This window comes from Corynebacterium phocae (assembly GCF_008693075.1).
Lineage (GTDB): Bacteria > Actinomycetota > Actinomycetes > Mycobacteriales > Mycobacteriaceae > Corynebacterium > Corynebacterium phocae.
Map to the genome: position 1 here is coordinate 38,488 of NZ_VXKJ01000039.1, position 19,700 is coordinate 58,187.

Here is a 19,700-nt window from a genome sequence, read left to right on the forward strand (position 1 = left end):
GATCCCCATGTGGCTTACCCGCCTCCGTTACTTCATCCGCCGCGTGACCTGCCTGTGGTTGGACTGCCTGGTGGTCTCACCCGTGGTGGCGCTTATCATCTACCTAGTGGCTAGGGCCGCCGGCACCGGGGATACCGCCGGGCTTAGCTGGGGCCTGGCCGGTGACCAAGTGGGGGCGGCAATCTTTACCGTCGTGGTTTTTGTCTACCGCTGGGTCTTTGAGGCCACCCGGAACACCTCACTGGGCAAGCTCCTGGGCAACCTCTACGTGGTCAATACCGGCCCACCCACCCGGAACGCTTGGGTGGCCGCCGCGGTGCGCAACGCCTGGATTTTAGCCATAACTGCGGTCATAGCCTTCGAATACCAGCTTGGGGCCACAGCCCCATGGGGCAGTGGAGCAGACGTGGCGTCGTGGGAGAACCTCATCCCCGTAGTCCTAGGCGTGTGCATCATCATCTGGGGCAAGCACCCCTTTGACACCTGGGCCCAAGCACGGGTGGACCGGCTGGAATTCCCGCCGGCTGGGGTTTAGAGCCCGGCTGGCCCCGGCTGGTCCTGGCTGGTTCCGGCCCGGCCGGGCCCGATCGGGCCGGAAGCTAGTGCGCGGCGGCGTCCCAGTTCTCCCCCGCGCCCACGGAGACTTCCAGCGGCACGGTCAGGCTGATAGCGCTGTCCATCTCCTTTTCAATGACTTCACGCACCTGCTCAAGCTCACCTTTGGCAACTTCCACAACGAGTTCGTCGTGGACCTGCAGCAGCACGCGGGATTTGAAGCCCTCAAGCGCCTTGTCCACGCGGATCATGGCCACCTTGATGATGTCCGCCGCCGTGCCCTGGATGGGGGCGTTGAGCGCGGCACGCTCGGCGTTTTCGCGGGCCAGGCGCTTGTCGGAGTTAAGCTCCGGGAGGTAGCGCCGGCGCCCAAAGATGGTGGCCGTGTACACGTCCTTGCGGGCTTTGACCACCACGTCATCAAGGTATTGCTTTACCCCGCCAAAGCGGTCAAAGTAAGCCTCCATAATCTGCTTGGCCTCCCCGTTGGGGATGCTCAGCTGCTGGGCCAGGCCAAAGGCAGACAGGCCGTAGACCAGGCCGTAGGACATGGCTTTCACGCGGCGGCGCAGCTCGGGGGTCACCTCATTTACGGGGACGTTGAAGACTTGTGAGCCCACATAGTTGTGTAGGTCTTCGCCCTCATGGTAGGCCTTGATAAGCCCCGGGTCCTCGGACAGGTGCGCCATCACGCGCATTTCAATCTGCGAGTAGTCCGCAGTTAGCAGCGTCTCATATCCCTCACCGACTACGAAGGCCTCGCGGATCTTGCGGCCGGCTTCGGTGCGTACCGGAATGTTTTGCAGGTTGGGGTCCGTGGAGGACAACCGGCCGGTAGACGCCGCCGTTTGATTAAACGTGGTGTGAATGCGGCCATCGGGCTGCACGGTCTTGATCAAACCTTCCAGGGTGCTCTTGAGCTTTTGGTACTCCCGGTGCGCCAGAAGGTGGTCTAGGAAGGGGTGCGGGTTGGTCACCGCCAGCTGCTCAATTTCCTTGGCCGCTGTGGAATACCCCGTCTTGGTCTTTTTAGTCTTGGGCATATCAAACGTCTCAAACAACACCACCTGCAGCTGCTTGGGTGAGTGCAGATTCAGCGAGTTGTCCCCAGCCAAATCACGCGCGGCTTGCTCCTGCTCCTGAACTTTGCCTGCCAGCACTTCCAGCTGTTCCTCTAGCCGGTCCATGTCCACCGCGATACCGGTTGATTCCATGCGCGCCAAGACAAGTGCCAGTGGAAGCTCCATGTCCGTGTACAGCTGCAGGGATTCAATGTCCATCAAGTCTTGGGTTAGGGACAAGGCCAGTTCCATAATGGCGGATGCTTGGTCCACCAGGGTGCAATCGTCCAGCAAAGATAGCTGGTCATCGGCAGCACCTAAAGTCTTTTCCAGGTGCCGTTGGTAGATATCCCCCAGCGCGTAGGACCGCTGGCCCGGGCGCAACAGGTACGCGGCCAACTCCGTGTCATGGGCCACCCCGTTAAGGCCAATCCCCCGGCCCGCCAACATGTGAAACACGGCCTTGGAGCCGTGGAGGAACTTTATCGCGTCGCTTTCCCACCACGCGGCCAGGGCTTTGTCATCTTCCGCACTAAGCTCCGGAAGCTCGACCTGGATAGCGTTGCCCTCGGAGTCCACGAAGGCCATGGCACTTGCGTCCCCGCGCCCGGGCTGCCCGTCACCTTGAACATAGACGGCAACCTCTGACTTTCCTTCCAGCCAGCCGGCTAGGGACTCACCAGGCTCAGCGATGTTGAGCTCCAGTGCCGGAGATGCCGGTTCCGTGTTACTTTCCTGGCCGTCGTGGGGGATCACGGCTAGAACGCGCTCGCGTAGGTTTGGGCCGAATTCCAGCTCGTCGAACTTAGCGGCCAACGCGGTGACGTCAGCGCCTTTAAGATCCAGGTCCTCCGGGCCTACCTCCAGGTCCATGTCGGTTATCATCTGGGTTAGCTGGCGGTTCATTTTGACCTGGTCTAGGCGCTCCCGGAAATTTTCTCCCACCACGCCCTTAATTTTGTCCGCGTTGGCTATCAGTTCATCCAAAGAGCCATACTGCTTGATCCACTTGGTGGCCGTCTTTTCCCCCACCTTAGGGATCCCGGGGAGGTTATCCGATGGGTCCCCTCGCAGGGCTGCGAAATCAGGGTACTGCTGCGGGGTGAGCCCGTATTTTTCCTCCACTGCCTCTGGGGTGAAGGTGTGCATGGTAGACACGCCCTTCATGGGGTAGAGAACCGTGGTGGTGTCGTTGACCAGCTGCAGGTAGTCCCTGTCCCCCGTGACAAGCACCGTGTCAAAGTCTGTGGCCTGGGTGGCCAAGGTGGCCAAAATGTCGTCCGCCTCAAAGTTCTCCCGGGACAAGGTGGTAATCCCCAGGGTTTCCAGGACCTCCCGGATGAGCTCTACCTGGCCCTTAAACGGCTCCGGCGCCGCCTCACGCTGCGCCTTGTACTCCGGGAACATCTCCGTGCGGAAGGTCTTGCGGCCCACATCGAAGGCCACCGCCAGGTACTCCGGGCGCTGCTGCCCCACAATATTGGCCAGCATGGATAAAAAGCCGTAGACCGCGTTGGTGTGTTGGCCGCCCGTGGTGGAGAAATTCTCCGCCGGAAGCGCGTAGAAGGCGCGGAAGGCCATGGAGTGTCCGTCAATGAGCATGAGGCGAGGTTTAGTAGTAGTCACAGTCAGCTAGTCTACAAGCCCCATGTAAATGGGGCGATTTCCCTCCGTCGGCCGCCATGCGCTAATATCTTCCGTGTTACTTCGTTGCGGGGTCCAGATCCTGGGTCGCTTGCAATCCGGGTATCCACAACTAAAAATTAAGCAGCGCCTCCGTAGCCCAATTGGCAGAGGCAACGGATTCAAAACCCGTTCAGTGTGAGTTCGAGTCTCACCGGAGGCACCACAACCCAAGACCCTCCACACCGCCCTACCGGCTGTGTGGAGGGTTTTGTTCGTCCTTGTGCAGCTGCGCGGGAAGCCCCGAAACCGAACAGCCGCGACAACAGCGCGGCCCGCACCACGGGATTGGTCACACACCACGGCAACCGCAGCGGCGCCACCAAACCCGGGAAACTTCGCAACTTTCGCCCGTCGCTGTTTTGTTACGGCGGCCGGCTTGGATACCATCTTCGAAATGAGCGATAGTAACCACGTTGACGGTCCTGACTACGAGGCACTGGCTCAGGAAATACTTGGATTCGAGGACGTGACTATCCACGACTGCCTTCCGGAAGGTGAAGGCCTGGTGATGGTCATTGAATCCAACCTGATTTCTCCACAGTGCCCCCGGTGCGGTGAGCAAGCCGAAGTTATTGACCAGACGGTAGTCGAGCTGGTTGATACGAATCTGGGTTGCCAGTTTCTAAAGATCCGGTGGTTCCAACACCAACTGGATTGTCAGAACGCCGAATGCGACCAGGCTCCTTGGATCCATCAGGATCCGCGGATTGCCTCCCCGGGGTGCCCGCTCACCACCCGAGCAGTTGAGTTAGCCAGAGATGATATGCGCAAGTATTCGTTTACCCCCGAGGCAATCGCGTACCGGTTGGGATGCGAAGCGGACACGGTCAGACGTGCTCTCGCGCACTTTAGCGACTCCCCTAGCCACTAATCTTTCCCCGCAGAGCTTCCGGCGGCCGCCACTGTGCCCCGACACGCGGGGATAACGGACTTTCACGCCGGCCTGCTACCTGCGGACGGGTCCACCCGCGTGCGGGGGGCATCCACCAGCGCCCCCACCGCCATGATTGGCGATGGGATTAATGATGCGCCGGCGCTGGCCACCGTTACCGTGGGCGTTGCCGTGGGCACTGCCCTCGCCGTTATCACGGTGCTGTGCCCCTTGGCCATCTTTTGGGGTGCTTGGATTGGCACCGGTCGTGGCAATCCACGAACTAACGGAGGTAACCATCATTGCCAACGGTCTGCGCGCTGCCCGGTTGCCCGTCCTACCGCAGCATTTTTCCTGATAGAGTATGCAGCCATGCGCACAAAAATTATTGCTTTGGCCACTGCCGCTTGCGTGGCACTGGCCCCTGTTCCGGCCCTTGCCCAGGATGGTACCTCCGCTGAGCAAGAGGCTTCCTCCACTGAAGCCCGCCAGGGGTCTTCCTACCTGAAGTGGCTAGATGAAAACGTTGCTACCACCGACAACGTCCACACCAACAACTTCCTCAAGCTGCTGGTGGACTTCCTTATCGCCTTTGGCATCTCCATTGTTCTTGGCACCGTGTTTGCCGAGGTTGGCCGTTTTATCCGCTAGCTATACCTGGATTTAGCCTTGCCCGCCGTGCGCTTTTCGTGCGGCGGGCTTAAGTCCGCCGTGCCGAAGGCCCCTCGCGCGGTTGTGGCTTCTTTAAAAAGAACCCATTATTTTCCGCCACGCGCCGCGATTTGCATCCCGGCACGCACAATGTTGGAATATAATTCATACGACCGCATAAATTTCATGCGGCTTAGTCAAGATTAAGTGAACCATGCATCTATTAACTAACGCCATCCGCGGCGCACTCATCGGAACCGCAGAGCTAGTCCCCGGAATCTCCGGCGGTACAGTAGCGCTCATCGTGGGCATCTACGTGCGCGCACTGCGCAACGCAGACAACTTGGTGAAGCTAAAGTTCCGCAACGTGGAGTGGGACTTCCTCATCTCCTTGGCAGTAGGAATGTTTACCGCCGTGTTCGGTCTTTCCAAGCTGCTCTCCGGCTTTGTGGATTCCCAGTTCTCCGCCTCCCATGCCCTATTTTTTGGCATGGTCTTTGTCTCCATCATCGTCCCGTTCCTGATGCTTGATGCCAAACAACTCCGGCAGGCGTCAACCTACATCGCATTTCTAACCGCAGCCCTGGCAGTGTTCTTCCTGACCGGCCTTTCCAACGGCGTGGTCCAGGACCCACCACTGCTGGTGGTATTCTTCGCCGCGTCCATTGCCATCTGCGCACTGGTACTGCCTGGAATGTCCGGCTCGCTCATATTGCTGACCATGGGCTTGTACCACCCCATCATCCGGGCGGTATCCGAGCGCGATCTCACAGTCCTGCTGGTATTTATGGCCGGCGCTCTGTGCGGCCTAATCGCCTTTGTCCGCGTGCTCAACTACCTGCTGGATAACCACCGGGCACCCACCCTGGGCGCCATGGCCGGGTTCATGCTGGGCTCGTTGCGCGCGCTGTGGCCTTTTGGCGATGAACAAGACGCCTCCCTAGCAGTTATCCTTGGCTGCTTTATCTTTGGCGCAGTCCTGGTTGGCGCGTTTATCTACGCCGACCGCATTAAGAAAGCTCACACATGAAAAAACTCTCTCTCATAGCTCCCCTGCTCTTAGCCCTCTCACTAAGCGCATGCGTGACCAACGAAGAGCCTGCCGTGCCTGAAGGCTGGCAGGAAATCAACGTTGACACCGTCCCGGAAATCGCTGCCATGGTTGAGGACACGGACGGAACCTTAACCGTTGGCACCTCCCCACCCTTTGCCCCGTTTGAGCTCAAAGACTCCGACGGCAACATCGTGGGCGTGGAAATGGACCTTGTCCGGGCCCTATCCCAAGTCATGGGCTTGGATTTTAAACCGGTTGAACAGGATTTCTCCCTCATCCTGCCCTCTATTTCCGGCAATCAGGTTGACGCTGGCGCCAGCGGATTCACTGATACGGAAGAGCGCCGCGAAAACTATGATTTCGTGGACATCCTCTATGCCGGCATTCAGTGGGCCCAAAAACCCGGGGACTCAATTGACCCTGACAATCCTTGCGGGTTAACCATAGCGGTGCAGCGTACTACGGTCTCAGAAACCGATGACGTGCGCCCCAAGGCGGAGAAATGCCTGGCCGAAGGCAAAGAGCCGATCACGGTATTGTCCTTTGATTCTTCCGACAACGCCGCACTTGCTCTGCTGACAACGCGTGCCGATGCCCTCTCTGCAGACTCCCCGGTCACAGCATGGGCGGTCAACCGCTCAGGCGGTGAGATGGAGCTTACTGGAGAAATTTTTGACGCCGCTCCCTACGGGATCGCAGTGCCCAAAGACTCTGCACTAGGCCCCGCCACCGCGGCTGCGCTCCAACACCTCATCGACACCGGCGTCTACGCCCAGATCCTGGCGCAGTGGGGAATTACCGAAGGTCTCGTTGATGAGGCCATGATCAATGAAAGGCCCATCAATGTCTAGTACACCCGTGACTTCACAAACCGCCCCCACCGACCCTCCCGCCAAGATTGAGGCCAAACCGCTACGGCACCCGTGGCGGTGGGTATTCGCAGCGGTCCTTCTCGCGTTAACCGCCTGGTTTATTATTGACGCTGCGCAAAACGAGGCTTATGGCTGGTCCACCTACTTCCAATATTTACTTGACACTCGTATTGCCGTGGCTGCGCTCCACACCATTGCCATTACCTTGCTGGCCATGATCCTAGGCGTAATTGGCGGCGTGATTTTAGCCGTACTGCGCTTGTCCCCGAACCCGGTCCTGCAGTCCATCGCTTGGCTGTTCCTGTGGATCTTCCGCGGCACCCCCATCTACGTCCAGTTGGTGTTCTGGGGTCTGCTCTCCGCGCTCTACCAATCGATCAACCTCGGGGTTACGGAAATCTCGCTTGAGGGCGTGTTGTCTAACGCCTTTATGCTGGCGGTCCTAGGCCTTGGCCTCAACGAGGCGGCGTACATGTCTGAGATCGTCCGTTCCGGTATCAACTCCGTTCCGGACGGCCAAAAGGAGGCTTCTAAGGCCCTGGGCATGAACTGGTCTATGACCATGCGCCGGACGGTGCTGCCACAGGCCATGCGCATTATCATTCCGCCTACCGGCAATGAGTTCATCTCCCTGCTCAAGACCTCCTCACTGGTGGTTGCTATTCCTTACACCCATGAGATCTTTGGCCGTTCTACTGACATTGCCGCCGCGCTGTTTGAACCCATCCCGCTGCTCATGGTCGCTGCCACCTGGTACCTCGTTATTACCTCTGCCTTGATGGTTGGCCAGCATTACCTGGAGGCCTACTTTGACCGCGGTGCAACCCGTGAGCTCACCAACCGGCAACTAGCAGCGCTCGCTGATGCTGAGGCAACAATTCCTAAAAACGTCAACATCATCCCGGAGGTCAAGTAAATGAAGCACCCAATGATCAGAGCTGAAAACGTCCATAAGTCCTTCGGCCAACTTGAAGTCCTTAAGGGAATCAACATGACGGTGGAACAGGGTGAGGTCGCTTGCCTGCTGGGGCCTTCCGGCTCCGGTAAATCCACTTTCCTGCGTTGCTGTAATCACCTGGAAACCGTCACTGCCGGCCGGCTCTACATTGATGGGGAGATCATCGGCTACCGCGAACGTGGTGGCACGTTGTACGAAATCTCCGAAAAGGACGCGGCCAAGCAACGTCAGGACATTGGCATGGTGTTCCAGTCCTTCAACCTCTTTAGCAACCGCACGGTTATGGACAACATCATCGAAGCCCCCATCCACGTGAAAAAACAATCACCGGCCAAGGCCAAAGAACGCGCCATGGAGTTACTGGAGATGGTGGGGCTAGCTCATAAGGCAGACTCCTACCCCATCCAACTTTCCGGCGGCCAGCAGCAACGTATTGCTATTGCCCGGGCCGTGGCTATGGATCCCAAGCTCATGTTGTTCGATGAGCCCACCTCCGCCCTTGACCCGGAACTAGTGGGTGAGGTTCTCCGCGTCATGAAAGATCTAGCCGCCCAGGGCATGACCATGATGGTTGTCACGCACGAAATTGGCTTTGCCCGGGAGGTCGCGGACACCGTCTATTTCATGGACGGCGGCGTCGTCTTAGAGTCCGGCACCCCCAGCCAGGTCCTGGACAACCCCCAGCACGAAAGAACCCAGTCCTTCCTGTCCACCCTGCTTTAACCGCAGCGCTCCGCTGAAAGCAGCAGCGCACGCGCTGGCGCGCACAGGCACCCAAGGAAGCAGAAAACCGCACCGCGGCTCACCTAACGAGCCCGCGGTGCGGTTATCTATATCTGCTAACCGAGCCTTCGAAACCGCCGCTTAGAAGGGCAGCAAATTCCGTGGGATGAGCAATCCGCCGGCTGCCGCCAGCAGGCCCAGGATGGCGGCCACTACGGCTGCCACAATCCCAATGGTTTTCTCCATCTGCAGCGCCTCATTCTCCGCTGCTAGGGCCTCCAGGCGGTCTTTAACCTTGGCCTCGTAATCCGGCTGTGGTTGGGGCTGAGGTTGGTCCTGGGACTGCTGCTCCCGCTCGCGTTCTAGCTCCGCCTGCTTCGCGTCAAGCTTGTCCTGCCACTGTTGGTTATTCTCTTTAAGCCTTGACTCAAGGGTATTGCGCCACTGCTCTTCCCGGCTTGCCATAACGGCAGCAGCGTCCGCCTTCGCCTTCTCAGCCTGCGCCGCCAGCTTGTCCTCCCACGTGGCGTTGTTAGTGGCAAGCTTGGCCTGGTAATCAGCCTCATTCTTGGCCAATCGCGCGGCCAACCGCTGCTCCCACGTGGCGTTGTTATCGGCCAACTTCTGCTCTAGGACCACCTGGTGCTGTGCTTTTTGCTCCTCTAACTTATTTGACCAATCTGCTTCTTTAGCGGCAACCTTCTGTTCCCAGCTTGCCTGCATTTCTTGCAGAGCCTCTTGGTAACTGGCTTCCTTTTCCTTAATCTCCGCAGCCAGGGCGCTGTTGCGCGCTTCAAGTTCGTTCCGGATCACCTTGAGTGCCCCTACCGTCTCCTGGGCGCTAGCAAGCTGTTGCTTCGCCTCCAGCAGTTCGGACTCTAGCTCCTGCTTTTCCGATCCAGCGGTAGCCAGGTTGGCTTCGAGTTCGGTTACCCGCTGCTGGGCGGCACTTACTGCGGCCTCGTGTTCGTGCAGGAGCCGGGCAAATTCAACGGGGTCGGGAAGGTTACGGCCAAAGACTTCGTCCGCGTTTTTGACTACCCCTACGCCGTTGCGGAGGTCATCCAAGGACGGGTAAACGATTTCGAAACTCTGGCCGGCGTCCGGCTCTTCAATTATCTCTGCCAAATCCTCGCGGTGAATAATGCTCATTCCCAGCACTTCATCCCCGAGGTAGGACTCCGCGACGCCGAGGAACTGCCCCACGTAGCCTTTGCCCGGTACCCACACTGGTCCGCCGGAGTCCCCGGACTCCCCTAGCAGCGAGCCGGCAAAGATGAGGTGCTTATTCATGCTGAAAATTTTGGCGCACACGACCTTCTTGGTGGTTCTTCCGTACCTGCACACGGTGTCATCTTCTGCCGGGGTGTAGACCCTGTCGCCGGAGTAGATGTTTTCACCCGCCACGTCGAAGTCGCTGGTATCAATGTAGGAGATGTCGTAGAAGAAATATTTGGATAACGCCTCGAATTTCTCCTCGCCTTCCAGGCTGTCGGAGATGTCAACGAAGTTGTAGCGGTGGACAAGCTCGCCTATCGGGTAGATGTAGCGGTCATCTGCCATGAACATTTCCGCGCCGTCGCTACCACAGTGCCCGGCGGTCCAGATCCGATGATTGGCGGGATCTATGAACCCGGCGGTACAGACGAAATCAGAATTATCATCCACGGGAGTTCGGATCTCATCGCCTTGATTGACGGTAACGGGCGCGGCATTCGCCACGGTGGGTTGCACAAGGGCGATGGACAGTAGCGCCGCTAGAGCTGCTTTAGGCAAAAACATAGTTGACCTTAGACGTTTGAGCAGTCCCTAACCCATACTTGTTAGGGACTGCGTTTGGGGGGTGACCCTTGCATTCTATCGCAATGGCTGGAAAAGGACAGCCCCGCGCCACCACCCTTCGACCAGTGCTTGACACGCCACTAGCCAGCCCAAAACCCCTAATGTCTAGGTGTTGACAAGGGATACTACTCCGCGGACAATGGCGGCCAAGGCACCTGCGGCAGTAACACTCATTGACAACTTGTGTGCCAGTGCCTGTGAGGCCTTTCCGGCCAGTCGGGTGCCCACAATAATCCCTAACACCATCCCGCCAAACGACGCCACCCAGAGAAGCGGTGTTGTTTGGTCCAGACTTCCGGCGCCCATGGCTAGTTTTACCACCACGGATATCGCCCCGCTGACGGCCAGGATGGGCTGCAATGTGGCCCGGAAGGCCAGTGGATTCCACCGGGAGGCTTGCGCGTAGATGGCCACCGGTGGGCCCGCTGCACCGGCCAGGGTGTTTCCAAATCCACCCGTCACGCCGGCTATGACCATGGGAATTTTCCCGGCCACCGGGGCCATACGGCGTGAGGAAAGGGTGGCCGCCACCAGCGCGGAGAGCAGCATCAAACCTACTAATATGAGCAACCAGGAGGAGTCAAAGCGTGCCACCATGATGGCGGCGGGAACTGATCCGACAAGGAGGAAGGGGGCCATGAAGGCGAATTTCCCCCACTCGATGTCCCGGCGCACCACAGCTGTGGTCAATGCAGCGTTGACCGCCGCCAGGAGATTGACCAAAATAATGCCATCAACCGGCCCCAGGATGAGCATGAGAACGGGGCCTGCGACTAGCGCAAACCCCATTCCGGATACGCGTTGGAGAACAGCACCCGCCAGCGTGATTCCCAAAATAGCGGATATAATCAAGAAAATTTCTCCAGTACTGCTTTGTGGACGGGTTCCGGGAATAGTCCCGTGACATCCCCGCCGTACTTTGCCACCTGCTTGGCCAAAGATGAGGAAATGTAGCCGTATTTTTCATCGGTGAGCAAAAACACGGTATCAATACCTGATAACCGGCGGTTCATCTGCGCCATAGGCAGCTCATACTCGTAGTCCAGGGAAGAACGCAGTCCCTTGACCAGGGCGTCGTAGCGGTGCTGGGTGGTGTAATCCACCAGCAGCCCGGCCCAGTAGTCCACGGTGATCCGCGGATCCACGCATTGCCGGATAAGCTCCACGCGCTCTTCCACGGTGAATAAGCCGGAGGGTTTGTCTGGGTTGCCGGTAACCAGCACCGTTACCTCATCGAACAGCCCCAGGGCGCGGTTGAAGATATCCAGGTGCCCCATGGTCATGGGGTCAAAGGACCCCGGGCACAGCGCTTTAGTCATTGTTTTCCTTTTCATAGTCCGCGCGGTCGAAAATTGCCATATCCATCCGCGCGACGCCGTAAGTGCGTTTCTTGAGCTTCTGGCCGGTTTCGCTAAATCCCGCAGGCCACTGGGTGGCGGGTGAATCAACGTGGCGCTCTAGCACCACTATGGCGCGGTCATCAAGCACCGGGATTATGGCCTCAATGAGCTCATCAACAGCACCGAAGTCATAGGGCGGGTCTGCCAGCACCATGTCAAAGTAGCCGCGCGGCGCCGTTGCCAGATAGGTGGAGGCTTTCTGCTCCCGCACGGTGACCTTGGGGTGGCGCACCACGGAAATATTGTGTTCGATAACCCGGACGGCGGCGGCGTGATGTTCAACCAGCACTACTTCCTCAGCGCCCCGGCTAGCGGCCTCTAGGCCCAGCGCACCAGACCCGGCAAACAGGTCCAGGACCTTTGAGCCGCTAAAGCCCCACCGCATGCTCAGGGAAGAAAACAGTCCTTCCCGCGCGCGGTCAGAGGTGGGCCTGGTTCCGGATTGTGGGACTTTGATGGTGCGACCCCGGGCTTCCCCGGCAATGATTCGCGTCATTTTACTTCTCCTCAACTTCAGCTAACAGGTCCCCGCCCAGCACGTCGGCGAACTCCGGGAGGGCAAGACCGGCAATTACCCCGGGGCCAGGTGATGGCACCGGGGCTTCTAACTTTGTGGCCTCCACTGTAGCGATAATGTCACCCGCCCGGACTTCCTGCCCCGCTACCACGTGGTAGCGGACTATTCCGGCAAAGGGCGCGCAGATTCTCATGGCGGTTAAGTCTATCGCATCCAAGTTCCCCGCCTAATTCCCCTTCTTGACCCCCACGGCCGCATTCGGATGCTGGCCATGCCCACTGGGAAACTCTGCGGCTAATTTTTTTCTAGATATTCTCTTTCCTGCTCACTGAACTCCCCTACCAAAGCTTGTGCCAGGCCGGGGTCGCGCTCCACGAGTGCTGCGGCGTCGTGCTCCGCGCGCTCGATTGTTTCCCGGTCCCGCAAGAGATTGAGCAAGCGGAGGGTCTTCTTTGTCCCGGACTGCACGGTTCCCAGGATGTCACCTTCTTTGCGGGTGGCAAGGTCAAGGTCGGCCAGCTCAAAGCCAGAAGGAGTTGCGGCTACTTTTTCTATCCGCTCGAAGCTGGCAGACCCGGGTTGAGCGGAGGTGTGCAAAAGGCATAGCGAGGCGTTGCCGCCACGGCCTACCCGCCCGCGCAGCTGGTGCAGCTGGGAGACGCCAAACTTCTCTGCTTCCCGGATGAGCATGACGGTGGCGTTGGGTACGTCCACGCCAACTTCAATGACGGTGGTGGCCACCATGACGTCTGACTCGCCGCGGGCAAAGCTTGCCATTATTTCATCCCGGTCGGCCATCCGGCCGTGCAGGCAAGTAATGCGGGTGTCAGCCAGTGGTCCGTTGCTTAGCTCTGCGGCTACTTCCTCAACGCCGCCTTCGGCGTCAATGCGGGGGCACACCACGTAGGCCTGCCTGCCGGCTGAGACTTCCTCCCGGATTCGCTGCCAGCCGCGTTCAACCCATGCTGGCTGGGAGTCTGGCACTATGAAGGACTCAATGGGTTTGCGCCCACCAGGTAGCTCCCGCAGGGTGGACACGGCTAGGTCGCCGAACACGGTCATGGCCACGGTGCGCGGGATAGGCGTGGCCGTCATCACCAGCGTGTGTGGGTGGGTGCCGTCCCTGGTCTTGGAGCGCAGGCGGTCGCGTTGTTCCACGCCAAAGCGGTGCTGCTCATCAACAATAACCATGCCTAGGTTGAAGAACTCGACCGCATCCTGGATGATCGCGTGGGTGCCAATGACTATGTCGGCCTCCCCGGAGACAATGTCCAACAGCGCTTGGCGCTTCTGGGCCGTCTTCATCGAACCGGTCAATAACACAACCTTGACGCCCTGGGGCACAAAGCCGCCGATGGACGCCGCATGCTGACCGGCCAGCACCTCCGTGGGCGCTAGTAACGCGGCCTGGTACCCGGCGTCGATAGCCTGCAGCATGGCCAACACGGCCACCATGGTCTTGCCGGAGCCCACCTCCCCTTGCAGAAGCCGTTGCATGGGGAAGCTGCGGGAGATATCAGCTGAAATCTCTTGCACCACATCCTGTTGCCCTTGGGTTAATTCGAAGGGCAGCGCTGCTATTGCGGATTCCCGGAACCCTCCGGAAACCTCCTCCATAGCGGGGGCATTTTGAGCCTGGGCGTCGCGCCGGCGCAGCGCCATTACTAGCCCCACGGTCAGGGCCTCGTTGTATTTCAGGCGGTGAATACCCAAGTAAGGCCCGTCCGGCCCGGGCTCATGGACGGCCCGAAGCGCCTGATCATAGGAAATGGGAAGCTCATAATCCAGCGGTTCCGGGATATGTTCCAGCTGGGTGAGCACGTGGTGGATAGCGCCCATGATGAACCAGGAGGACACCTTCGCGGTAGCCGGGTAGATGGGAATCCACGGCCTATCCCCCAACAGCTCCTCAAGGCTGCCAAATTGGGCTAGCTGCTTAAGCTGCGGGCTGGCCGCCATCTTGGCAGCTTCCCCGCCCAACAAGGCAAACGTGGGGGAAGCAAGTTGCGGCTGGCCGTTGAAAAACTTCAACTTGCCGCTAAGCATGATGTGCGAGCCCGGGGCCACAATGCGGGCCACCCAGGGTTGACCAAAGAAGCTGGCCTCAAGGCCAGTGTCTAAGCGCACCACGGAAATCTCTTGCCCACGTTTTGTCACGCGCAGGTTGGACATGTCTACGATCCCGCTGACGGTTACCACGTCACCTTCTTCTGCGCCGTGAAAATTCACGTCCTGGCCATGGCGTACGTAGTCACGTGGGTAGTGCGCCAGTAGGTCTCCTACGGTGTTGCACCCAAGTTGCTTAGATAGCAACGTGGCTGCCTTGTCCGGCAGGACTTCCTTGAGCGGTCTTTCGTCGCGCCAGCCCAGCATGGCGTTTACTCCACCCCCACTTCAGCGTCAATACCCGGTGCAGACAGCGCCATGACCTCAACGCCCAGGCGTTTGGCTAGCAGTTGCTGGTCCACCGGGTGCGGGGAAAGAATGGTGACTTGCTCCCCACCGTCCTGCAAGAGCTCGCGTGCGGCCACGATGAGGGCGTCTGTGGTATCAGCCGGTGGTTTTGCCACTCGCATGGATTTAACCGCGTCGTTCATGGCTGTGACGGCCGTTTCAAGTTCATCCTCCGGGTCGTAGACCGCCATGGCTGCTATTCCTGCCACCAAGGAGTCTGTGGGCACCACGTGGGCGGGACCCGCCGGGCAGGCAGAGCCGTTGGGCAAAAATATATCCCCGGCAGCAGCAACTGCCTGTGAACATTCCGGGTCAATGACCTTGGCTCCCCCGGCCGCGAAGACGTCTGCTACCGGTCCTGCCGGTGCCACCGCGTAGAGCTGGCGCTGTTTTGGCACCGGGGCGCAATTTTCTGGTAGCACCTCCAGCCGCAGGTTAGTAACCTCTCCCTGCTTGAAAGCCTTCTCTATCACCGCACCGGCTTGGGCGGTGTGGATGTGTACAGACGCCGAAGTATCCGTCGCGCGAGCAATAACCAGTGAGTTACCCAGCGGAGCCAGCTGGGCTTCTAGAACTTCTACCTCTCCTGAGAAGAAGAACATCACCTCTAACTCCGGCACCTGCTCCGAAGCCGGCCGCCCCGCAAGGGACTGCGTGGAACTAACCTGTGTGGAACTAACCTGTGTGGAACTAACCTGTGCGGAACTAACCTGCCCGGACCCCAACCGCTCAGAACTAGACAGCCCAGCTTTAGGCAGACCAGCGTTAGGCAGACCAGCATTAAGTAACTCAATACCAGGCGAGTCAGTTTTAGGCAGCTCAGTACCAGGCAGCTCAGTACCAGGCAGCTGAGAGGTAGACATCTGAGAACTTGACCGTCCACTTTCCAATTCTTGCAACAGGCAGTCCAGCAGGATGACCAAGCCCATGCCGCCGGCGTCTACCACCCCGGCCTCCCGCAGCACCTCCAGCTGGGAAGGGGTCTGCTCTAGCGCCCGGCGCGCCACTGCGGTAACCCGGACGAGGGTGCCGTGCAGATCCGACCCCTCGGCCGTAGCTGCTCTGGCTTCTTTGGCCGCAGCGCGCAGGACGGTGATGACGGTGCCCTCTACCGGCTGCGCGATAGCGCGGTCCACCAGCTTTTCCGCGCGTTCTAGGGCGTCTGCGAACACAGTAGCGTCAATCACTGAGTCGTGGCTGGCGTTGGCCACACCGGCTAGGACTTGGGATAAGACCATGCCGGAATTACCACGCGCCCCGCGCACGGAGCCTATAGCCAGGGCTTCTGCCACGTCCCCGCCGCGGTCGGCTTGTTCCAGCGCGGCCTCCATGGTGTGTGCCATGTTAGAGCCGGTGTCAGCGTCCGGGACGGGGAAGACGTTCAGCGCATTGATCTCTGCGCGGCGCTCGGAGAGTTCGGCTACTGAGCGGGCCGCCCAATTGTAGAGCCCTTGAGCGTTGAGAGAAGGCGCATATGACATGAGTTACAGTCTACAAGCGCCAATCGATGGGCGTGGCATCCTGGGCCTGCAAAAATTGATTTACTTGGGAAAATGGTTTCGAACCAAAGAAGCCACGGCGCGCTGACAGCGGTGAGGGGTGCGGGGCGGTGACCACCGGGACATCGGCAAGAAATTTCGCGCACGCTTGGGCGTCTTTGCCCCACAAGACCGCCACCATGGGCGCGCGGTTTAGCGAGCGGATAGCGGCCTCGGTAATGTGCTCCCACCCTATCTTGCGGTGGGATCCTGCCTGGCCTGGTTGAACGGTCAGAACGCGGTTGAGCAGCAGCACCCCCTGGCGCGTCCACGGACGTAAGTCACCATCTTCAGGCGGTGTCACCCCTATGTCACTGGCTAGTTCTGCATAGATATTGGCCAGCGAACGCGGTGGTTTAACCCCCGGCGCGGTGGAAAAAGACAGCCCCATCGCGTGCCCGGGCGTGGGATAGGGATCTTGTCCCACGATGAGCACCCGCACCTGGTCGTGGGGCATTCGCAAGGCTGCAAAGTAGTCTTCGGGTAAAAAGTCCCGCCCAATGTGGCGTTTGATACCGGGGAGGTACTGCCTAACAGCGCTTCCAATAAACGGCTCCCACGACGGGTGGTAGTTGCTCATAGCGCGCTCCAACCGGCGCTAAATTGGGGCTTGCGTCCGTCCACCACAACTCCGGTATCGCGGGCTGCAGTGGTCCGGCCAATGGGGACAAAGCCGGTGGGTACATCACCCGGGGTGGTGCCAATTAGGGTGTGGTCCTCCCCGCCGGCCAACACCCATTCCCATGGGTCCGCATCCAGCGCCCGCGCCGCCGCAACTAACAAGTCATCGGGTTCCAGGGCGGCAGAATCAAGGTCTATGCCCACGCCTGATTTGGTGGCCACAGTGGTGAGGTCTTGGATGAGGCCGTCGGAGTTATCCGTCATGGCCTTAGCACCCGCGGCGCGCGCTACCACCCCGCGCCCGGGGTCTATCCAGGGCGCACACTGCGCTTTGACCAAGGGGGCGAATTCGGACGGCACCGCACGGCCATAGCGTTGCAAGAGCGCCAGTCCTGCTCCGGCCCAGCCTATGCGGCCGTGCGCAATGACGGTCTGTCCGGGCCGGGCGGCCGATAACGTTAACGCGGGTAGGTCTCCGCCCAACGCTCCCAGCGCCGTGAGCGTGATAACTATCTGCGAGCTATGGGTCACATCCCCGCCCACCAGCTCCGCGTTGTACTTGTCCTGACGCTTGGCTATCCCCCGGGCTAGGCCGCGCACAAACTCAAGCGGGGTATCCGGCGGTGCGGCGATAGCCAGCAGGCTGGCCACCGGCCGCGCACCCATGGATTCCACGTCAGCAAAATTGCGCAGAATAATCTTCTCACCTACTTCTTCCGGCGTTGACCACTCCTGCCGGAAGTGGTTGCCTTCCACCATCATGTCTGTGGCCACGACTGTCAGGTGGTTAGGCGCGCCGGGGTGCAGCACTGCGGCGTCATCTCCGTTGAGGCTACTGCCGGCAATGGCGGTGATGGCCCGGATAACCTCTTGTTCTCCTACTGATGCCAAAGTTTCGTGCACACGCGGTCCTTTCGATACGATAAGAAGTCTATGGATAACCAATTTAGCCGCCCCGCTATCTTTACCGCGCTGGGGCTGAGCATAGCTATGGTTCTGGGTGTGGTTCTGGGCGCTAAGTACGTCTTGACCCACGCTGATCGCGCGCCGGTTACCATCACAGCGCTGCCCTCTGATGGAGCAGGATCTCCCCGCTGCTCTGCACTGATTAACTCCTTGCCCGATAAATTCATGGGGCACCCGCGTGCTGAGGTGGCCCAGCCACAACCGCCGGGCACGGCAGCGTGGGCAACCTTTTCCGATACCCCCGTGACGCTGCGCTGCGGCGTGGACTTGCCTTACCAGTACAACGTCTTTTCACAGACCCAGACAATTGGCGGCAACTCTTGGTTAGAGGTCAAAGACATGACTCCCGGGTCCGATCTGGTCACCTGGTATAACACCGACCATGTGCCCACCGTTGCGGTAACTACCCACGACAATGGCGAGCCCAAGTTGGATTTATCTGCCCTGGATCCAGCAGATGAAAAGATTAGCCCCCGGCCTGCACCGCTGGCCGACCTGGCCGCCGGTAATACGGACTCGTGTGAGCAATTTATGAACGCTCTGCCTGCAGAGATCACTCCTGACTACCATTCTGCTCAGCCGGGCGTTGCGACAGTAAAGCACAGCAGGGCTTGGGTGGCCAAGGGCCGGGAGGCAATAGTCTTGCGCTGCGGCGTGGCCCCTCCTCCGGGGTACCAGGCCGGGAAACGACTGGTACAAGTCAACGATATCCCCTGGTTTGAAGACACCACGCTTGCCGGCGGCACCACCGCGTCCACGTGGTTTGCGCTGGGACGCGCGACCGATATAGCCGTCTACGTCCCCCAGGATGTGGCGGGCGAGGTGCTAGTGGTTCTGGGCGACCTCATTACTGAGACCACGCCTGTTCAATAGCGCAGTACTTAGCATAGTATCCAGAAGCTCCCCGTAGGGTACGCCGGACTTGGCAAATACCTGCGGGAACATCGAAATAGGCGTAAACCCCGGCATGGTGTTGATCTCATTGAGGACGGGGCCTTTATCCGTGACAAAGAAATCCACCCGCGCCAGACCCTTGCAGTCACAGGCCTTGAAGGACGCGATGGCAAGGTCCTGGAGCTGTGCGATAACAGCGGGCTCTAGCTGCGCGGGGATTTCCGCACTGACTACGTTGTCCAGGTATTTAGTCTCAAAGCCGTAAAAGCCTTCCGCTGAGTCCTCAATGCCGTTGAGTTTTGCTGGAACAGAAGCCTGCAGGGAGCCGTCCGGGTATTCCAGAACCCCTACCTCGACCTCTGCGCCGGTAATCTCCGCCTCCACAATGACCTTATTATCATGCTGATAGGCCAGTTCTACGGCTGCTCCTAGGTCTTCCCAGCTGTTAACCTTTGAGATTCCAATTGAAGACCCTCCGCGGGCGGGTTTGACAAAAACCGGCAGTCCCAGCTGGTGTTGCTCCGCCTCTGACAACTCCCGGCGCCCGTCACGCAAAATAACTTCCGCTGTGATGGGCAGCCCCTCAGCCATGGCCAGTTTCTTGGTAAATTCTTTGTCCATTCCGGCGGCCGAGGCCAAAACTCCGGGTCCCACGTAGGGAAGGCCGACAAGCTCAAGCAAGCCCTGGATGGTGCCGTCCTCACCGAAAGGACCATGTAAGACGGGAAAGATTACGTCTACTTCCGCGTGTAGTGCCCCGGTGGTGAGGTTGTGGATTTGCCCGCGTTTGGCGGGATTGAGCGAAAGGGTCAGTTCTTCCCCCATAGCCACCTCTGGCAGCGTGCCGTCGGTGATTTCTAGACCCGACCGGACCCCTGGAGTCCACGCCCCCTCGCGTGTGATTCCAATAGGAACAACCTCATACTTGTCCCGGTCCAGATGGGCCATGACGGCCCCTGCGGAAACACAGGACACCGAATGCTCGGTACTTTGACCACCGTAGATGACGGCGACACGGATCTTTTCACTCATGCGTT

The 19,700-nt window shown here is 59.4% G+C and carries 19 protein-coding genes and 1 tRNA gene; 9 read left to right on the forward strand and 11 right to left on the reverse strand.

The window, feature by feature from the left end:
• Window positions 1-7: 7 nt before the first annotated feature.
• Complete coding sequence (locus F4V58_RS06080) at window positions 8-535, forward strand: RDD family protein (protein ID WP_075734249.1); 528 nt, start codon at window positions 8-10, stop codon at window positions 533-535.
• 64 nt (window positions 536-599) lie between these two features.
• Here the strand turns inward: F4V58_RS06080 and polA are convergent, their stop codons facing one another.
• Window positions 600-3,197 (reverse strand): DNA polymerase I, encoded by a 2,598-nt coding sequence (polA, locus tag F4V58_RS06085; RefSeq protein WP_245803053.1) that lies wholly within the window; start codon window positions 3,195-3,197, stop codon window positions 600-602.
• 191 nt (window positions 3,198-3,388) lie between these two features.
• Here polA and F4V58_RS06090 point away from each other — a divergent pair.
• The 7 genes from F4V58_RS06090 to F4V58_RS06125 all read left to right on the forward strand — a co-directional run bounded on the left by F4V58_RS06090 (window position 3,389) and on the right by F4V58_RS06125 (window position 8,431).
• Window positions 3,389-3,465, forward strand: a tRNA-Leu gene (locus tag F4V58_RS06090).
• A 231-nt stretch (window positions 3,466-3,696) separates the two neighbouring features.
• Window positions 3,697-4,173, forward strand: a complete 477-nt coding sequence (locus F4V58_RS06095) for a hypothetical protein (protein ID WP_075734253.1) — start codon at window positions 3,697-3,699, stop codon at window positions 4,171-4,173.
• A 33-nt stretch (window positions 4,174-4,206) separates the two neighbouring features.
• Complete coding sequence (locus F4V58_RS13060) at window positions 4,207-4,824, forward strand: hypothetical protein (RefSeq protein ID WP_211272742.1); 618 nt, start codon at window positions 4,207-4,209, stop codon at window positions 4,822-4,824.
• Between the two features lie 214 nt (window positions 4,825-5,038).
• A complete protein-coding gene (locus tag F4V58_RS06110; RefSeq protein WP_075734257.1) occupies window positions 5,039-5,854 on the forward strand; it encodes a DUF368 domain-containing protein in 816 nt (271 codons plus the stop codon).
• Window positions 5,851-6,729: an ABC transporter substrate-binding protein gene (locus F4V58_RS06115; protein ID WP_075734259.1), complete on the forward strand. Its 879-nt coding sequence runs from the start codon at window positions 5,851-5,853 to the stop codon at window positions 6,727-6,729. The genes F4V58_RS06110 and F4V58_RS06115 overlap by 4 nt, the downstream gene beginning before the upstream one ends.
• Entirely contained in the window at window positions 6,722-7,666 is a 945-nt protein-coding gene (locus F4V58_RS06120) for an amino acid ABC transporter permease (protein WP_075734261.1), read from the forward strand. The genes F4V58_RS06115 and F4V58_RS06120 overlap by 8 nt, the downstream gene beginning before the upstream one ends.
• The gene (locus F4V58_RS06125; protein WP_075734263.1) at window positions 7,667-8,431 is read left to right on the forward strand and encodes an amino acid ABC transporter ATP-binding protein; all 765 of its coding nucleotides are present in this window, start codon (window positions 7,667-7,669) and stop codon (window positions 8,429-8,431) included. It abuts the gene before it with no gap.
• Window positions 8,432-8,572: 141 nt separating this feature from the next.
• Here F4V58_RS06125 and F4V58_RS06130 read toward each other — a convergent pair whose 3' ends face one another.
• The 9 genes from F4V58_RS06130 to F4V58_RS06170 form a co-directional block, all read right to left on the reverse strand.
• On the reverse strand, window positions 8,573-10,213 hold the full coding sequence (locus F4V58_RS06130) for a hypothetical protein (protein ID WP_075734265.1): 1,641 nt from the start codon (window positions 10,211-10,213) through the stop codon (window positions 8,573-8,575).
• 165 nt (window positions 10,214-10,378) lie between these two features.
• Complete coding sequence (locus tag F4V58_RS06135) at window positions 10,379-11,125, reverse strand: TSUP family transporter (RefSeq protein ID WP_169833308.1); 747 nt, start codon at window positions 11,123-11,125, stop codon at window positions 10,379-10,381.
• Complete coding sequence (gene coaD / locus F4V58_RS06140) at window positions 11,122-11,592, reverse strand: pantetheine-phosphate adenylyltransferase (protein WP_075734269.1); 471 nt, start codon at window positions 11,590-11,592, stop codon at window positions 11,122-11,124. The genes F4V58_RS06135 and coaD overlap by 4 nt, the downstream gene beginning before the upstream one ends.
• A complete protein-coding gene (gene rsmD / locus F4V58_RS06145) occupies window positions 11,585-12,169 on the reverse strand; it encodes a 16S rRNA (guanine(966)-N(2))-methyltransferase RsmD (RefSeq protein ID WP_075734271.1) in 585 nt (194 codons plus the stop codon). Before rsmD ends, coaD begins: the two co-directional genes overlap by 8 nt.
• A gap of 1 nt (window position 12,170) precedes the next feature.
• Complete coding sequence (locus F4V58_RS06150) at window positions 12,171-12,383, reverse strand: biotin/lipoyl-containing protein (RefSeq protein WP_075734273.1); 213 nt, start codon at window positions 12,381-12,383, stop codon at window positions 12,171-12,173.
• A gap of 101 nt (window positions 12,384-12,484) precedes the next feature.
• Window positions 12,485-14,563: an ATP-dependent DNA helicase RecG gene (locus F4V58_RS06155; RefSeq protein ID WP_075734275.1), complete on the reverse strand. Its 2,079-nt coding sequence runs from the start codon at window positions 14,561-14,563 to the stop codon at window positions 12,485-12,487.
• 5 nt (window positions 14,564-14,568) lie between these two features.
• Window positions 14,569-16,125 (reverse strand): DAK2 domain-containing protein, encoded by a 1,557-nt coding sequence (locus F4V58_RS06160; RefSeq protein ID WP_075734277.1) that lies wholly within the window; start codon window positions 16,123-16,125, stop codon window positions 14,569-14,571.
• 10 nt (window positions 16,126-16,135) lie between these two features.
• Window positions 16,136-16,762, reverse strand: a complete 627-nt coding sequence (locus F4V58_RS06165; protein ID WP_075734279.1) for a uracil-DNA glycosylase — start codon at window positions 16,760-16,762, stop codon at window positions 16,136-16,138.
• Window positions 16,759-17,706, reverse strand: coding sequence for a thiamine-phosphate kinase (locus F4V58_RS06170; RefSeq protein ID WP_245802953.1), 948 nt, complete (start codon window positions 17,704-17,706; stop codon window positions 16,759-16,761). The genes F4V58_RS06165 and F4V58_RS06170 overlap by 4 nt, the downstream gene beginning before the upstream one ends.
• Before the next feature lie 30 nt (window positions 17,707-17,736).
• On the opposite strand from F4V58_RS06170, the gene F4V58_RS06175 reads away from it, so the two are divergent.
• Window positions 17,737-18,642, forward strand: a complete 906-nt coding sequence (locus tag F4V58_RS06175) for a DUF3515 domain-containing protein (RefSeq protein WP_075734281.1) — start codon at window positions 17,737-17,739, stop codon at window positions 18,640-18,642.
• On the opposite strand, the gene F4V58_RS06180 is transcribed toward F4V58_RS06175, so the two are convergent.
• A complete protein-coding gene (locus tag F4V58_RS06180) occupies window positions 18,595-19,695 on the reverse strand; it encodes a D-alanine--D-alanine ligase family protein (RefSeq protein ID WP_075734283.1) in 1,101 nt (366 codons plus the stop codon). The genes F4V58_RS06175 and F4V58_RS06180 overlap by 48 nt on opposite strands.
• Between the last annotated feature and the right edge of the window lie 5 nt (window positions 19,696-19,700).

Excerpts from the sequence above, each read along its gene's own strand:
- F4V58_RS06080 (WP_075734249.1), top strand. The coding sequence starts at position 8 with ATGTGGCTTACCCGCCTCCGTTACTTCATCCGCCGCGTGACCTGCCTG.
- polA (WP_245803053.1), bottom strand. The coding sequence starts at position 3,197 with ATGGCCTTCCGCGCCTTCTACGCGCTTCCGGCGGAGAATTTCTCCACC.
- F4V58_RS06095 (WP_075734253.1), top strand. The coding sequence starts at position 3,697 with ATGAGCGATAGTAACCACGTTGACGGTCCTGACTACGAGGCACTGGCT.
- F4V58_RS06110 (WP_075734257.1), top strand. The coding sequence starts at position 5,039 with ATGCATCTATTAACTAACGCCATCCGCGGCGCACTCATCGGAACCGCA.
- F4V58_RS06115 (WP_075734259.1), top strand. The coding sequence starts at position 5,851 with ATGAAAAAACTCTCTCTCATAGCTCCCCTGCTCTTAGCCCTCTCACTA.
- F4V58_RS06120 (WP_075734261.1), top strand. The coding sequence starts at position 6,722 with ATGTCTAGTACACCCGTGACTTCACAAACCGCCCCCACCGACCCTCCC.
- F4V58_RS06125 (WP_075734263.1), top strand. The coding sequence starts at position 7,667 with ATGAAGCACCCAATGATCAGAGCTGAAAACGTCCATAAGTCCTTCGGC.
- F4V58_RS06130 (WP_075734265.1), bottom strand. The coding sequence starts at position 10,213 with ATGTTTTTGCCTAAAGCAGCTCTAGCGGCGCTACTGTCCATCGCCCTT.
- coaD (WP_075734269.1), bottom strand. The coding sequence starts at position 11,592 with ATGACTAAAGCGCTGTGCCCGGGGTCCTTTGACCCCATGACCATGGGG.
- rsmD (WP_075734271.1), bottom strand. The coding sequence starts at position 12,169 with ATGACGCGAATCATTGCCGGGGAAGCCCGGGGTCGCACCATCAAAGTC.
- F4V58_RS06150 (WP_075734273.1), bottom strand. The coding sequence starts at position 12,383 with ATGAGAATCTGCGCGCCCTTTGCCGGAATAGTCCGCTACCACGTGGTA.
- F4V58_RS06155 (WP_075734275.1), bottom strand. The coding sequence starts at position 14,563 with ATGCTGGGCTGGCGCGACGAAAGACCGCTCAAGGAAGTCCTGCCGGAC.
- F4V58_RS06160 (WP_075734277.1), bottom strand. The coding sequence starts at position 16,125 with ATGTCATATGCGCCTTCTCTCAACGCTCAAGGGCTCTACAATTGGGCG.
- F4V58_RS06165 (WP_075734279.1), bottom strand. The coding sequence starts at position 16,762 with ATGAGCAACTACCACCCGTCGTGGGAGCCGTTTATTGGAAGCGCTGTT.
- F4V58_RS06175 (WP_075734281.1), top strand. The coding sequence starts at position 17,737 with ATGGATAACCAATTTAGCCGCCCCGCTATCTTTACCGCGCTGGGGCTG.
- F4V58_RS06180 (WP_075734283.1), bottom strand. The coding sequence starts at position 19,695 with ATGAGTGAAAAGATCCGTGTCGCCGTCATCTACGGTGGTCAAAGTACC.